This is a genomic window from Acidithiobacillus sp., assembly GCF_049965315.1.
In the GTDB taxonomy this organism is placed as follows: Bacteria; Pseudomonadota; Gammaproteobacteria; order Acidithiobacillales; family Acidithiobacillaceae; genus Acidithiobacillus_B.
This window is the reverse complement of sequence record NZ_JBMFWL010000006.1, coordinates 22,114-34,788: the sequence shown is the minus strand read 5'-3', so window position 1 is coordinate 34,788 and position 12,675 is coordinate 22,114. Positions and strand designations below refer to the sequence as shown.

Here is a 12,675-nt window from a genome sequence, read left to right as displayed (position 1 = left end):
TATAACAGCGCCCCGGCGCGAACCAGAAAGCACCAGGAGACGTTCATGAACCAGGCCCTGTACCGCTCCATATTCCTCTCCGACATCCACCTCGGCACCCGCGGCTGCCAGGCCGAGAGCCTGCTCGACTTTTTGCGCCAGCATTCCTGCGAGCAGCTATTCCTCGTCGGCGACATCATTGACCTCTGGCGCCTCAAGATCCGCTGGTACTGGCCCAAAAGCCACAACACGGTCATCCAGAAGATCCTGCGCATGGCCCGGGCCGGGGTGCAGGTGCGTTACATCCGCGGCAATCATGACCCCATCTTCGAATTGCTCTCGGAACTGGTCCATGTGGAAGGGGCCAGCATCGCCCTGGGAGAGATTGCCATCCTCGAAGACTATGTGCATCAAAGCGCCGACGGCAAACGTTTCTGGGTCATCCATGGCGACCGGTTTGACGCCGCCATGCGCTATGCCCAATGGCTGACCCGCCTGGGTGATCACGGTTACACCCTCCTGCTCTGGCTGAACCGCCACCTGCAACGCCTCTTTGCGCTCCTCGGCGTGCGCCGCCATTGGTCGCTGAGCGCCTACATCAAATACCACGTGAAAAAGGCCGTCCAGTTCATCAACGACTACGAATCCCTGCTCGCGGAGGAAACCCTGCGCCGCGGCTACGACGGCGTGATCTGCGGTCACATCCACCACCCCGAGCAAAAGACCATCAACGGCGTGCTGTACTACAACGACGGCGACTGGGTGGAAAGCTGCACCGCCCTGGTCGAACACCACGACGGGCGCATGGAAATTATCCACTGGGTCGTGCCCGTGGCCCTGGACCATATCCAGGCCGCCTAAACCACCATTATCCGAAAACCGCAGGACGACTCCGCCGTCAGATGTCCAACCGCGAAACAAAGCGGGCATTTTCCTCGATGAAGCGGCGGCGCGGCTCCACCGCATCACCCATCAAGGTCGAAAAGACCTCATCGGCGGCAACGGCATCTTCCACATTGACCTGCAGCAAACGCCGGTTTTCCGCGTTCATGGTGGTTTCCCAGAGCTGTTCCGGATTCATTTCACCCAGGCCTTTGTAACGCTGGATACCCACGCCCTTGCGCGCATCGGCCAGCAACCACTCCATAGCCCCGCGAAAGCGCAGCACTTCCACGCCCTTGTCGCCCCGTTCCATGCGGGCCCCCTCGCCCACCATGCCCTCCACCTGCCGGGCATAATCGGCCAAACGCTGATAGTCCCCGCTGCTGAAGAAGTCCTGATCAAGAAAACGTATTTCCCGGGTGCCATGCCACTCCCGCCGCACCATCAGCCGGAGGGACTCCTCCTCGCCAATGCGCTCCACGGCAAAATGCTCTCCCGGCAAGGCCGCGCCCTCCAGGATCTCCGCCAGGCGCCCCGCCAGGGCATCCCAGGCCGCCGGGGACGGGTCTTCCTCTCCCAGGGGGGCAACCGTCGCCAGCGCCCAGAGCAGCGACTGGGGATAGCGCCGCTCCAGACGCTGGATCAGGGCCTCGACCCCCTGATACTGGCGCACCAGGCCGGCCAGATCCTCCTGGGCAAGGATTTCCTGACCTCTGGCGGGCGTAAAACGCGCCCCTTCGATGGCCAGCTCCCGTACATAGGCCGCCAGCTCCGCGTCGTCCTTGAGATAACGTTCGTCCTTGCCCTTTTTCACCTTGTAGAGGGGCGGTTGGGCGATATAGATATAACCGCGTTCCACCAGGGCGGGCATCTGCCGGTAAAAAAAGGTCAGCAGCAGGGTACGAATATGGCTGCCATCCACATCGGCGTCGGTCATGATGATCACGCGGTGATAACGCAGCTTGAGGACATCGAAATCGTCCTTGCCGATGCCCGTACCCAGAGCGGTAATGAGGGTGCCGATCTCTTCCGAAGACAGCATCTTGTCAAAGCGCGCCCGCTCCACATTGAGGATCTTGCCCTTGAGGGGCAGAATGGCCTGGTGACGGCGATCCCGGCCCTGTTTGGCCGAACCGCCGGCGGAATCCCCTTCCACCAGGTAAATCTCGCTCTTGGCCGGGTCCTTTTCCTGACAGTCGGCCAGCTTGCCGGGGAGATTGGCGATATCCAGGGCGCCCTTGCGGCGGGTCAGCTCCCGGGCGCGCTTGGCCGCTTCCCGGGCGCGGGCCGCCTCGATGATCTTCGCGGCGATGGCCTGGGCCTCCTTGGGATGCTCGTCCAGGAAAATGGCCAACGCCTCGGCCATGCACGATTCCACCACCGGCTTGACCTCGCTGGACACCAGCTTGTCCTTGGTCTGGGAGGAAAACTTCGGGTCCGGCACCTTCACCGAGAGCACTGCCGTCAACCCTTCCCGGGCGTCGTCGCCGGTGATGGCCACCTTGGCCTTGGCCGCCAGCCCTTCGCGTTCCATATACTGATTCATGGTGCGCGTCAGCGCCCCGCGAAAGCCCGCCAGATGGGTGCCGCCATCCCCCTGGGGAATGTTGTTGGTAAAGCAGAACACCGCCTCGCTATAGCCCTCGTTCCATTGCAGGGCGGCATCCACGACGATGCCGTCGCGCTGCCCGGTGAGGGTGATGACGCTGGGATGGACCGGCGTCTTGCTGCGATTGAGGTGCTCCACAAAGGCGCGAATCCCGCCCTGATAATGAAAGATTTCCTCCCGCCCGCTGCGTTCATCGCGCAGGGTGATATGCACGCCGGAATTGAGGAAGGCCAGTTCGCGCAGCCGCTTGGCCAGGATATCGAAATGGAAATGGATATCGGTGAAGATCTTGGCGGAAGGCTTGAAATGAATGGTCGTCCCGTGCATGCGCGACGGCTCACCGCGCTGGATGGGCGTGACCGGGTCCCCTTCCCGGTATTCCTGAGTCCAGTGATAACCGTCGCGGCGGATCTTCAGCTTCAGCCATTCCGACAGGGCGTTGACCACCGACACCCCCACCCCATGCAAACCGCCCGACACCTTGTAGGCATTGTCATCGAATTTGCCACCGGCATGGAGCACCGTCATGATCACTTCAGCGGCCGATCGGCCTTCTTCCGCATGCATATCCACCGGTATGCCGCGACCGTTGTCGCTGACGCTCACCGATTCATCATTATGGATGGTAACGACAATGGTGTCGCAATAGCCGCCCAGGGATTCGTCGATGGAATTATCGACGACTTCAAAGACCATGTGATGCAGGCCGCTGCCATCGTCCGTATCGCCAATATACATGCCCGGTCTTTTGCGCACTGCCTCCAGACCGCGTAATACCTGGATATTGGAAGAATCGTACTTCGCGTTGCTCGTCATGCCGCTATTCCTTCGATGAGATGCCCTTCGCGTAAATGAAATCGGTGCCCATGATGGCCATGGGGAATCTGTTCGGTATCGGTGACCGCCGCAAAAACCTGGAGGGCCAAGGCGTCCAAACGCTCCACCAGCCAGCGCCGCGCCTGACGATCGAGTTCAGCGGCAAAATCATCCAAAAGGACCACCGGCGCGACCTGCGCCCGTTGCTGGAGGAGGGCGAGTTGCGCCAGGCGATAAGAAAGCCCCAGGAGCCGCAACTGGCCGCGGGATAGAATATCCGCTACGGGTTTCCCCGCCACTTTGAAGATCAGGTTCGCCCGGTGCGGGCCGCTATGGGTAAAGCCCAGATCCTCATCCCGCTGACGGTCGTGGGCCAGGCAAGCCAGCAAGGGGAGGTCCTCCTTCCAACCTGGCTGGAGGCTGATCTGAAATTGGCCGGCGCTCTGCGTCCACTCCTGCCAGAGTTGCCCCGCCAGGGGTTGCAGGGCGGCCAGATGGGTCTGGCGATGCTGCTGAACTTGTTCTCCCATCACCGCCAACTGGGCATCCCAGGGTTGGGCGGAATATTTGTTCTTGAGCCAGGCATTACGTTGCTGCAGCAGACGCCGATAATCCCGCAATATTTGCCCGTAGGCCTTGTTTTCATAAAATACGCCCCAATCCAGGATGCGTCTGCGCGTTTCGTTATTATCGCTGATGAAATGAACATTTTGGTCGTTCAACGCTTGGATGGGCAAGATATCGAGGAGCGACCAGGCGCTGTCGATGCTTCTTCCGTCATAGCGGATATCCCGTTCCTCCCCGTGGCGGCGCAGGGCGATGAGCGCATCGGCGGAATCCTGGGCCAAGTGGGCGGTGATAAGGTACTCCTGACAACCATCCCGACGCAAATGGCGCAGGCCCCGACGCCAGCTCTGGCCGGTGCCCAGGGTATGAATGGCCTCCAGCACGCTGCTCTTGCCGGCCCCGTTGGGACCCACCAGCCAGTTCCAGCGGGCGTCCGCCTGTAAATGCAGACGCTTGATGCATCTTACTCCTTCGATGTGCAGATCCCGCAAGGGCATGTCAGATTCGCATCGGCATAACGACATAGAGCGGCGTGTCCTGCCCCGCACTGGTGAAAACCGCGCTGCTCCCGCCATCGCGTAAGCGCATGGTGAGGGTTTCTTCGGCAAAAATCTGGGTGGCGTCCAGGAGATAATGGATATTGAAGGCGATTTCCATCGTCGGGCCGGAGAAATGGATGGGAAAGACTATTTCGGCATCCTCCTGTTCGTCATTGTGCGCGCGCAGAATCATCTGTTCCGGATTCAGCGTCATGCGCGTCGCCGGATTTTTATCCGCAGTGAGAATACTTACCTGTTGCAAGGCGTTTTTGAGTTCCTGCCGATCCACCTCGGCCAGATGGGGATGATTTTCAGGAATGACGCGGCGGTATTCCGGATACTTGGCATCAATGAGTTTGCAGGCAAACTGCAGATCGTCCTGTTCCAGGACGAAACTTGTTTCAGCAAGTAGTAGAGTCGCTTCACCGTTATCGCTTGCCAGCAAACGCAATAATTCAATTACCGCTTTGCGCGGCAGAATGCCTTGATAAAGCGGCGTATCGCCGAGAACGGCAAAAGGAATTTCCATCATGGCTAAGCGATGACCGTCGGTACTGACGCAACGGAGCAGATTATCCTGTATCTCCAGCAAAATACCATTCAGGAAAAAGCGTGCATCGTTTTGCGCCATGGCCGTCGCTGCGGTATTGAGTGCGCTACGCAAGGCCGCAGCGAGGCAGGATCCGGAACAGGCGGGTTCGCTGATGCTGAGATATGGAAAGGTTTCGGCCGGCAGCGTATGGAGGGTAAAGCGGGCGTTGCCGGCACGTACCGTGACTTTTTCACCGTCCTTGTGGATCTGTATCTGGCTTCCTTCGGGCAGGGCGCGGCATATATCGAAGAGCTTGCGTCCGGGGACGGTACATTGGCCTTCCTGATCTGCCTGGTTGTCGATACTTGCGGACAACTGGACCTCCAGGTCGGTAGCGACAAACTTGCACTGCTCCTTTTCCGCCTGGATGAGGATGTTGCCGAGGATGGGCTGTATGGGTCGCCGGTCGGTAATATTGGCCATATTGCCGAGTATGGGCAGGATCTTCTCGCGATCGATGGTGATTTTCATGGCGCCTCGCCTCCAATATTTATAAATAATCTTCTTTTTTCTTTTACTACTATTAAAGGGGTTTCGGCTGGTGGATAGGCAGGATAATATAATGATTTTAATAGTTTTATCGATATTCTGATGATGGGTAGAAGCTGTGGATAAAAAGGTATGGCCGGGGATGAATCGAGGGGGAGCGAATCATCCCGTGTTTGTACCGGGCATGGCACTAGGCTTATCCACAGCTTGTTCATGCGCCGAGTATCCGCAGGAGGTTTTTATAATCCTCCTCCATGCCGTTATCTTCACGCCGGAGTTTTTCAATTTGTCGACAAGCATGAAGTACGGTGGTATGGTCACGGCCTCCAAAGGCTTCACCAATTTCGGGGAGGCTGTGATTGGTCAATTCCTTGGTGATGCACATGGCTACCTGGCGCGGTCGGGCAATGTTGCGGCTGCGCCGTTTGGACTGCATGTCGGAGGCGCGAATATGAAAGTATTCGGCCACCACCTTCTGGATGTTATCCAGACTGATCATGCGCTTCTGCACATCGATGAGATCGCGCAGCGCGTCCTTGGCCGTGGACAAGTCGATGGCCTTGTGGGAAAAATGCGCGTGGGCGATGACGCGGCGCAGGGCGCCTTCGAGTTCGCGCACATGGGAGCGGATTTTTTCCGCAATGAAGAAGGCGACCTCATGGGGGAGTTCGATGCCGCTTTCTTCGGCCTTGCACAGGACAATGGCCATGCGCGTTTCGAGGTCGTGGGGTTCGATGGCGACGGTGAGCCCCCAGCCGAAGCGCGATTGCAGGCGTTCTTCCAGGCGTTCCACTTCCTTGGGATAACGGTCGCAGGTGATGATGATTTGCCGTTGTCCGTCAAAGAGGGCGTTGAAGGTGTGGAAGAACTCCTCCTGGGTCCGGTCCTTGCCGGCGAAGAACTGGATGTCGTCGATGAGCAGGGCGTCGAGCTTGCGATAGCGCTGCTTGAAGTCATTGATGGTGTTGTGCTGGAGGGCGCGCACCATGTCCATGATGAAGCCCTCGGAGCTGACGTAGAGGACCTGGGCTTGGGGATTGTGGCCAAGGATGGCGTTGCCCACCGCCTGCATGAGATGGGTCTTGCCCAGGCCGACGCCGCCGTAGATGTAAAGGGGATTGTAGGATCGGCCAGGATGCTCCGCCACCTGTTTGGCGGCCGCCACCGCCAGTTGATTGGACTTGCCTTCCACGTAGGACTGGAAGGAGAAGGTCGGATTCAGCTTGTGGTTCTGCCGTGGTTCCGGGCTGGCGCTGGGGGGTGCCGGGGGAGCTGCCGCCTCGCCCAGGTCCAGGGTCAGGGTGACCCCCGGCGCGATGTCCGCCAGGGTCTGCTGGAGCTGGGCGAGGAGCCGGCCCCGCACCCAGTCGAGGACAAAGGCGTTGGGCGCCAGCAACTGCAGCTCATCGCCCCGCAGCTCGCCCCGCAGGGGGCGAAGCCAGGTGTTGAACTGTTGTGCAGTGATGCTCTGCTGGAGGTGGGTGCATAGGGTTGCCCACAAGGCGTCACCACTCTCTGCTGCGGATTGCGCCATATACCTTTTGCTCGGTTAGGGAATGAACCATCATCGCCCAGTATATCCGAGGGCGCCCCGGTTCACCAGACATCCCCTGGCAACGGGAGGCGGCGGTCTTGCCGGTAAATAATGACTTGCTGATAAGTAAAAGCCGTTTTTTTGTTTCCCCCATCGTTGATCAGCTAATAATTATTAATTTTCTGAAATTTTCACGATGGATTTAATAATGCATATTAATGGGCCGGACTTGTTTCCGGCCAGGCCTAGGGCTGACCCTTTTTGATGCTGCGGAAACAGCAAAAAGCGGCATTGGCGGAGCGCTTTCCTGGCGCGGCGTCCTTCCGCCCGGGCGTTGGTCCTGCTGGAATGGGGGAGAAGAGAACCCATGAGTGATGGTGACAGGTCAGGACGGCTCGCAGGGGTGGTGATAACCGGGGCTGGCGGTGGTATCGGGCGGGCGCTGGCGCTGGCCTATGCCGACCCCGGAAGGCCCATCGCCCTGCTGGGCAGGCGGCGCGCCGCCTTGCAGGAAAGCGCCAGAATGCTCACGGAGCGCGGCGCCGTGGCGGCCATTTATGAGGTGGATGTCCGCCAGGCGCGGGACCTGGATGCGGTGGCGCAGGACTTCCATCAGCGCTTCGGCCCGGTGGGCGTGCTCATCGCCAACGCCGGCGTGAGTCATGGCACACTGACGGCGGCCCTGGAAGATCGCGCGGTTTTCCAGGAGATCGTCGATATCAATCTGCTGGGCGTGATGTATACCTGCAGCGCCTTTTATGGGGTTCTGGCCAGGCCGTCGCGGGTGGCCGGCATCGCCAGCGTGGCGGGTTTCCGGGGTTTGCCCGGTGCCGCGGCCTACTCGGCCTCCAAGGCCGCAGTGATCGCTTATCTGGAAAGCCTGCGCCTGGAATGGCGGTCTGCGGGAGTGCGCGTCTGCACCATCTGTCCGGGCTATATCGCCACGCCCATGACCGCCCACAATCCCTACCCCATGCCCTGGCTGATGGAGGTGGACGTGGCCGCCAGGCGCATGCGGCGGGCCATTGATGCGGGACGGCCCTGGCTGGTATTGCCCCGGCCTATGGCCGCGCTGGGCTATCTGCTGCGGCGCCTGCCCATCCCCATCTACGATCGGGTATTCCAGGGCTTGCCGCCGAAGCCGCGCCGGTCCCAGGGTGGGGAACGATAAATGGCCGGCGGTTATGCACAATTCGAAAAATAATCAGCTTAGCTGCAGGTCTTGCGGCGCAGTCTGTGGATGTATTTGTAATACGTTGTTTATAAATGATGTATGGCGTTAGATACCGATCATTCCCGGTTTTTTCAGGCCGCAGCGCGTATGTTCTCATGCCTTGCCATAAAAATGTCCACAAAGTTATCCACAGGTTGGAACAAAAACCCCGGCGATAGCCGGGGTTGCTGGGATGGTCGCTTTGGTCAGGAGGCGCGGGTCCGAACCGGGGGGCTGAAAACCCCGGGGCGGACCCTGTGCCCGCCTGGTTGCGGCGATGCGGGCACCGTGATCATCAGGCCGGCATGGGGCGCGGTTTCAAAAACCACATCTGGATCAGGCTGAGGAACATCTCCAGGAGGGCGGTGGGACAGGAGAGGGCGCCACCGATGAGGACCAGCCAGGAAAAGGCCGGATTCTGGTGGGTGAGGAACCAACCGGAGAAGTCCACGACCATGGCGATGAAGGGCAGGATGATCAGCACTGCCTTGAGGGCCATGGGGAAACGGGTCCGGGCGAAGATGCTGCCGGCGATCCAGAAGATGACCCCGAGCATGGTGAGGTGGACCATGCCAGTGAGGAGCATGGTGGTATAGGACATGCCGGTATCCACCTTGGCCACGGCCTTGACGTCGTCATAGCTGACCAGCGGGGGGTTGTGGAGTTGCTGGCTCATGGCCACGCTATGGCACTTGAGGCAGTTGGCGTCGATGAGGGGTTTGACGGCGTGTTCGTACTCGCTCTTGCTCTGGCCGTTGACCACCCAATGGTCAATGGTCTCCTGCACTTTCGGGCGTTCGGCGGCGGGGATGGAGGCGTAACCCATCATGGTGGGGAGGACGGTTTGCAGCTTGCTGGCGCTGCGATTGCCGTAGTAGGAAATGATGATGTCCTGCCTATCCAGGCCCGGCTTGCCGTCCAGACCGCCCACGGTGAGATAGACATAGGCCTCGGCGACCAGGAGCCCCAGGCCAACCAGGAAGATGAAGCCCGTATGGGCGAGTTTTTCTGTCAATGTCAGTTTTGGCAATTGCCGCATGGTGGTGCCTCCCTTGATTTTACGCTCATTCATCCATTTTGCCGGACGTCCAAAAAGCGCGGAGGTTCAATATGATCGTTGTCTCCGCGCCGTTTCGGCTCGCTGGCCGTCCTTGAGCCGCCCGCCCCGTTTCTCTAAGCAACTAGCTTGCCAAAGTCCATGGGAAGAGACAATATGATGATTGATTAGGATCGCTATGGATGCATAGGATGGCGGGACGCCTTTCAACACTTCCTGCAGTGCTGACCATCGCCGGCTCGGATCCCAGTGGCGGCGCTGGTTTGCAAGCGGATCTGCTGACCTTTGCCAGCCTCGGCACCCATGGCTGCTCGGCGGTGACGGCGGTGACGATTCAGGATTCCGTAAATGTCCGCGGGTTCACGATGATGGACCCGTTGGACACCATGGCACAGGCCAGGGTGGTCCTGGAGGACATTTCGGTCCAGGCCATCAAGATCGGCATGCTGGGCAACGCCCAGATGGTGGAGGCCGTGGTGGGGGTCCTGTTGGATTATCCCGAGATACCGGTGGTGCTGGATCCGGTACTGGCGGCCGGGGGCGGCGGGGCGCTGGCCGTTGCGGGTCTGCGCGAGGCCATGCTGGATCTCCTCCTGCCCCGGGTTACGGTCCTGACCCCCAACGGCCCCGAGGCCCTGGCGCTGGCCCCGGGGGCGGATAATCTCCCGGCGGCGGGCCATGCCCTGACGGAAGCGGGCGCCGAGTACGTGCTGATTACCGGCGGTCATGGCCAGGGAACGCAAGTCGAAAACCTGCTCTTTCATGACCGGCAATGGCTGGAAACCTATCTGCAGGAGCGTCTGCCCCATCACTATCACGGCTCCGGATGTACCCTCGCGGCGGCCATCGCCGCGGGTCTGGCCCATGGCCTGCCGGTCCTGCCAGCCGTTGCCCAAGCCCTTGATTATACTCACCGCAGCCTCGTTCACGCCTATGCCCTGGGTCGGGGACAATGGTTCCCGGACCGCTTTTTCTGGGCGAGAAGCGGTGAGGAAGAGTGATGCGGGGAGGTGCCCGGGCGCGGGGCGTGGTAGCCGGTATCTATGCCATTACCGATGCCCGCTTGATGCCGCCCAACGTCTTTCTTGCCCGGGCGGAAGCGGCCCTGCGCGGGGGTGCGCGGCTGCTGCAGTATCGGGATAAGAGCAACGATACCGCGCGTCGCCTCGCCGAGGCCCGGGGCTTGCGCGCCCTGTGCGCACGCTATGGCGCCCTTTTCGTGGTGAACGATGACCCGGCCCTGGCCCGGTCCGTGGCCGCACCGGCCCTGCATGTGGGGGAGGAGGACGCGCCCCTGGACGAACTGCGCCGGGCGCTGGGGGAGGAGATCCTCATCGGGGTATCGTGTTATGGCAGTGTGGAGGGGGCGCAGCGGGCGGTGGCGGCGGGTGCCGACTATGTCGCCTTCGGCTCCTTTTTTCCGTCCACCACCAAGCCCCTTGCCCCGGTGGTGAGCCTGGACGTCCTGCGCCACGCGCGGCAAGCCCTGGCTGTGCCCATCGTCGCCATTGGCGGGATCACGGCGGCCAACGGCGGCGCGCTCGTCGCGGCTGGCGCCGACAGCCTGGCCATGGTCTCGGCCCTCTTTGCCGCCCCCGATGTGGAGGCCGCCACACGCCGTTGTGCGGCCCTGTTTGCGCATGCTTGAAGCGCCGTTGCTGCGGACCCGCAGCGCATCCATTCATTACCGCAATTATAAGGAGTATTGATGACGCGTTCATCCCATGACCTGTTTCATGCAGCCCGGAAAGTCATTCCCGGGGGGGTCAACTCGCCGGTGCGGGCCTTTCGCGGCGTGGGTGGTGACCCGGTCTTTGTGGAGCGTGCCGCCGGCTCTTACCTCTGGGATGTGGAGGGGCGGCGTTATATCGATTATGTGGGCTCCTGGGGGCCCATGATCCATGGCCACGCCCACCCCGAGATCCTCGCCGCGGTGGCGGCACAGATGGCCAACGGTCTGGGTTTCGGGGCGCCGACGGCCATCGAGGTGGAGATGGCGGAGACCGTCTGCCGCCTGATGCCCAGCATCGAGGAAGTCCGCATGACCTCCAGCGGCACCGAGGCGGTGATGACCGCGGTGCGCCTGGCGCGGGGCTATACGGGCCGGGATAAGATCATCAAGTTTGAAGGCAATTATCACGGCCATAGCGACAGCCTGCTGGTGAAGGCCGGATCCGGCGCCCTGACCCTGGGACAGCCCTCCAGCGCCGGGATTCCCCAGGACCTGGCCCGGCTTACCCTGGTCCTGCCGTACAACGATCTCGATGAGACGGCGCAGATGATGACGCGCTTTGGTTACGATGTGGCGGCCATCATTGTCGAGCCCATTGCCGGCAATATGGGCTGCGTGCCGCCCGCGCCCGGCTTTCTCGCCGGTCTGCGGGCCCTTTGTGATCAATATGAATGCGTGCTCATCTTCGATGAGGTGATGACGGGTTTCCGGGTAGCCCTGGGGGGCGCCCAAGCCCTCTACGGGGTGCGCCCGGACCTGACGACGCTGGGCAAGATCATTGGCGGCGGCCTGCCGGTTGGTGCGGTGGGTGGCGCCCGGGAGATCATGGAATCCCTGGCGCCCAATGGGCCGGTCTATCAGGCCGGGACTCTCTCCGGTAATCCGGTGGCCATGGCGGCGGGTTTGGCGACCTTGCGCCTGCTGGAACGGCCCGGTTTCCATACCGAACTGGCCGCTGCGACGGAGGCACTTTGTCAGGGTCTGGCCGAGTGCGCGGGCGCCCTGCAGGTCCCCTTGCAGATCAACCGGGTGCCGGGGATGTTCGGGTGGTTTTTCCATGATCGTCCGGTACGGAGCTTTGACGATGTCATGGCGGCGGATGCGCAGCGCTACGGGCGTTTTTTCCATGGCCTGCTGCAACGCGGCGTGTACCTGGCCCCCAGCGCCTATGAGGCGGGTTTTGTCTCGGCAGCCCACGGCGCGGCGGAAATCGCCGCAACCCTGGCGGCGGCCCGGGAAGTATTGCAGGCCATAAAGGAGACGGAGCAATGAGCACCTTGTTTACCCGCATCATCCGGGGGGAGATTCCCGCCCACAAGCTCTTGGAGGATGACCGCTATCTGGCCTTCCTGGACATCCGGCCGGTGCGGCCGGGGCACACCCTGGTCGTTCCCAAGATCGAGCATGACTATATCTTTACCCTGGATGACGCGACCCTGGCGGGCCTCCTGCCCTTTGCCAAGCGGATCGTACCGGCGCTGGAGCGGGTCACCGGCTGCAAGCGGGTGGGCGTCATGGTGGCGGGCCTGGAAGTGCCCCATACCCATGTCCATTTGATCCCCATGAACGCCCTGACGGAGCTCAATTTCGCCCTGGCCCAGGACGTGGGCGACGCGGCGCTGGCGGCCATGGCCGAGAAGATCCGCGCCGCGCTCCGGGCCTGAGG

At 61.3% G+C, this 12,675-nt stretch carries 11 protein-coding genes; 6 read left to right on the top strand and 5 right to left on the bottom strand.

Annotation, left to right across the window (positions count from 1 at the left end; genetic code table 11):
* The first annotated feature begins 45 nt into the window (after positions 1 to 45).
* Positions 46 to 840, top strand: a complete 795-nt coding sequence (locus ACP5MM_RS02965) for a UDP-2,3-diacylglucosamine diphosphatase (protein ID WP_427931096.1) — start codon at positions 46 to 48, stop codon at positions 838 to 840.
* Between the two features lie 37 nt (positions 841 to 877).
* Here the strand turns inward: ACP5MM_RS02965 and gyrB are convergent, their stop codons facing one another.
* The 4 genes from gyrB to dnaA all read right to left on the bottom strand — a co-directional run bounded on the left by gyrB (position 878) and on the right by dnaA (position 7,007).
* A complete protein-coding gene (gyrB, locus tag ACP5MM_RS02960; RefSeq protein WP_427931097.1) occupies positions 878 to 3,286 on the bottom strand; it encodes a DNA topoisomerase (ATP-hydrolyzing) subunit B in 2,409 nt (802 codons plus the stop codon).
* Positions 3,283 to 4,350 (bottom strand): DNA replication/repair protein RecF, encoded by a 1,068-nt coding sequence (gene recF / locus ACP5MM_RS02955; RefSeq protein ID WP_427934089.1) that lies wholly within the window; start codon positions 4,348 to 4,350, stop codon positions 3,283 to 3,285. The genes gyrB and recF overlap by 4 nt, the downstream gene beginning before the upstream one ends.
* A gap of 1 nt (position 4,351) precedes the next feature.
* Complete coding sequence (dnaN, locus tag ACP5MM_RS02950; protein ID WP_427931101.1) at positions 4,352 to 5,455, bottom strand: DNA polymerase III subunit beta; 1,104 nt, start codon at positions 5,453 to 5,455, stop codon at positions 4,352 to 4,354.
* Between the two features lie 229 nt (positions 5,456 to 5,684).
* Positions 5,685 to 7,007 carry a chromosomal replication initiator protein DnaA gene (dnaA, locus tag ACP5MM_RS02945; protein ID WP_427931103.1) on the bottom strand — a complete coding sequence of 441 codons (1,323 nt, stop codon included), beginning with the start codon at positions 7,005 to 7,007 and terminating at the stop codon, positions 5,685 to 5,687.
* A 367-nt stretch (positions 7,008 to 7,374) separates the two neighbouring features.
* Here dnaA and ACP5MM_RS02940 point away from each other — a divergent pair, with 367 nt between their 5' ends.
* Complete coding sequence (locus tag ACP5MM_RS02940; RefSeq protein WP_427931105.1) at positions 7,375 to 8,178, top strand: SDR family oxidoreductase; 804 nt, start codon at positions 7,375 to 7,377, stop codon at positions 8,176 to 8,178.
* A 337-nt stretch (positions 8,179 to 8,515) separates the two neighbouring features.
* On the opposite strand, the gene ACP5MM_RS02935 is transcribed toward ACP5MM_RS02940, so the two are convergent.
* On the bottom strand, positions 8,516 to 9,292 hold the full coding sequence (locus tag ACP5MM_RS02935; RefSeq protein ID WP_427934088.1) for a hypothetical protein: 777 nt from the start codon (positions 9,290 to 9,292) through the stop codon (positions 8,516 to 8,518).
* Between the two features lie 176 nt (positions 9,293 to 9,468).
* Between ACP5MM_RS02935 and thiD the strand changes: the two genes are divergently transcribed.
* Genes thiD through ACP5MM_RS02915 form a run of 4 tightly spaced genes read left to right on the top strand, consistent with a single transcriptional unit; the run spans position 9,469 to position 12,673 of the window.
* Positions 9,469 to 10,278 carry a bifunctional hydroxymethylpyrimidine kinase/phosphomethylpyrimidine kinase gene (thiD, locus tag ACP5MM_RS02930; protein ID WP_427931109.1) on the top strand — a complete coding sequence of 270 codons (810 nt, stop codon included), beginning with the start codon at positions 9,469 to 9,471 and terminating at the stop codon, positions 10,276 to 10,278.
* A complete protein-coding gene (gene thiE, locus ACP5MM_RS02925) occupies positions 10,278 to 10,925 on the top strand; it encodes a thiamine phosphate synthase (RefSeq protein WP_427931111.1) in 648 nt (215 codons plus the stop codon). The genes thiD and thiE overlap by 1 nt, the downstream gene beginning before the upstream one ends.
* A 60-nt stretch (positions 10,926 to 10,985) precedes the next feature.
* Positions 10,986 to 12,281 carry a glutamate-1-semialdehyde 2,1-aminomutase gene (gene hemL / locus ACP5MM_RS02920; RefSeq protein WP_427934087.1) on the top strand — a complete coding sequence of 432 codons (1,296 nt, stop codon included), beginning with the start codon at positions 10,986 to 10,988 and terminating at the stop codon, positions 12,279 to 12,281.
* Positions 12,278 to 12,673 (top strand): HIT family protein, encoded by a 396-nt coding sequence (locus ACP5MM_RS02915; protein WP_427931114.1) that lies wholly within the window; start codon positions 12,278 to 12,280, stop codon positions 12,671 to 12,673. The genes hemL and ACP5MM_RS02915 overlap by 4 nt, the downstream gene beginning before the upstream one ends.
* Positions 12,674 to 12,675: the final 2 nt, after the last annotated feature.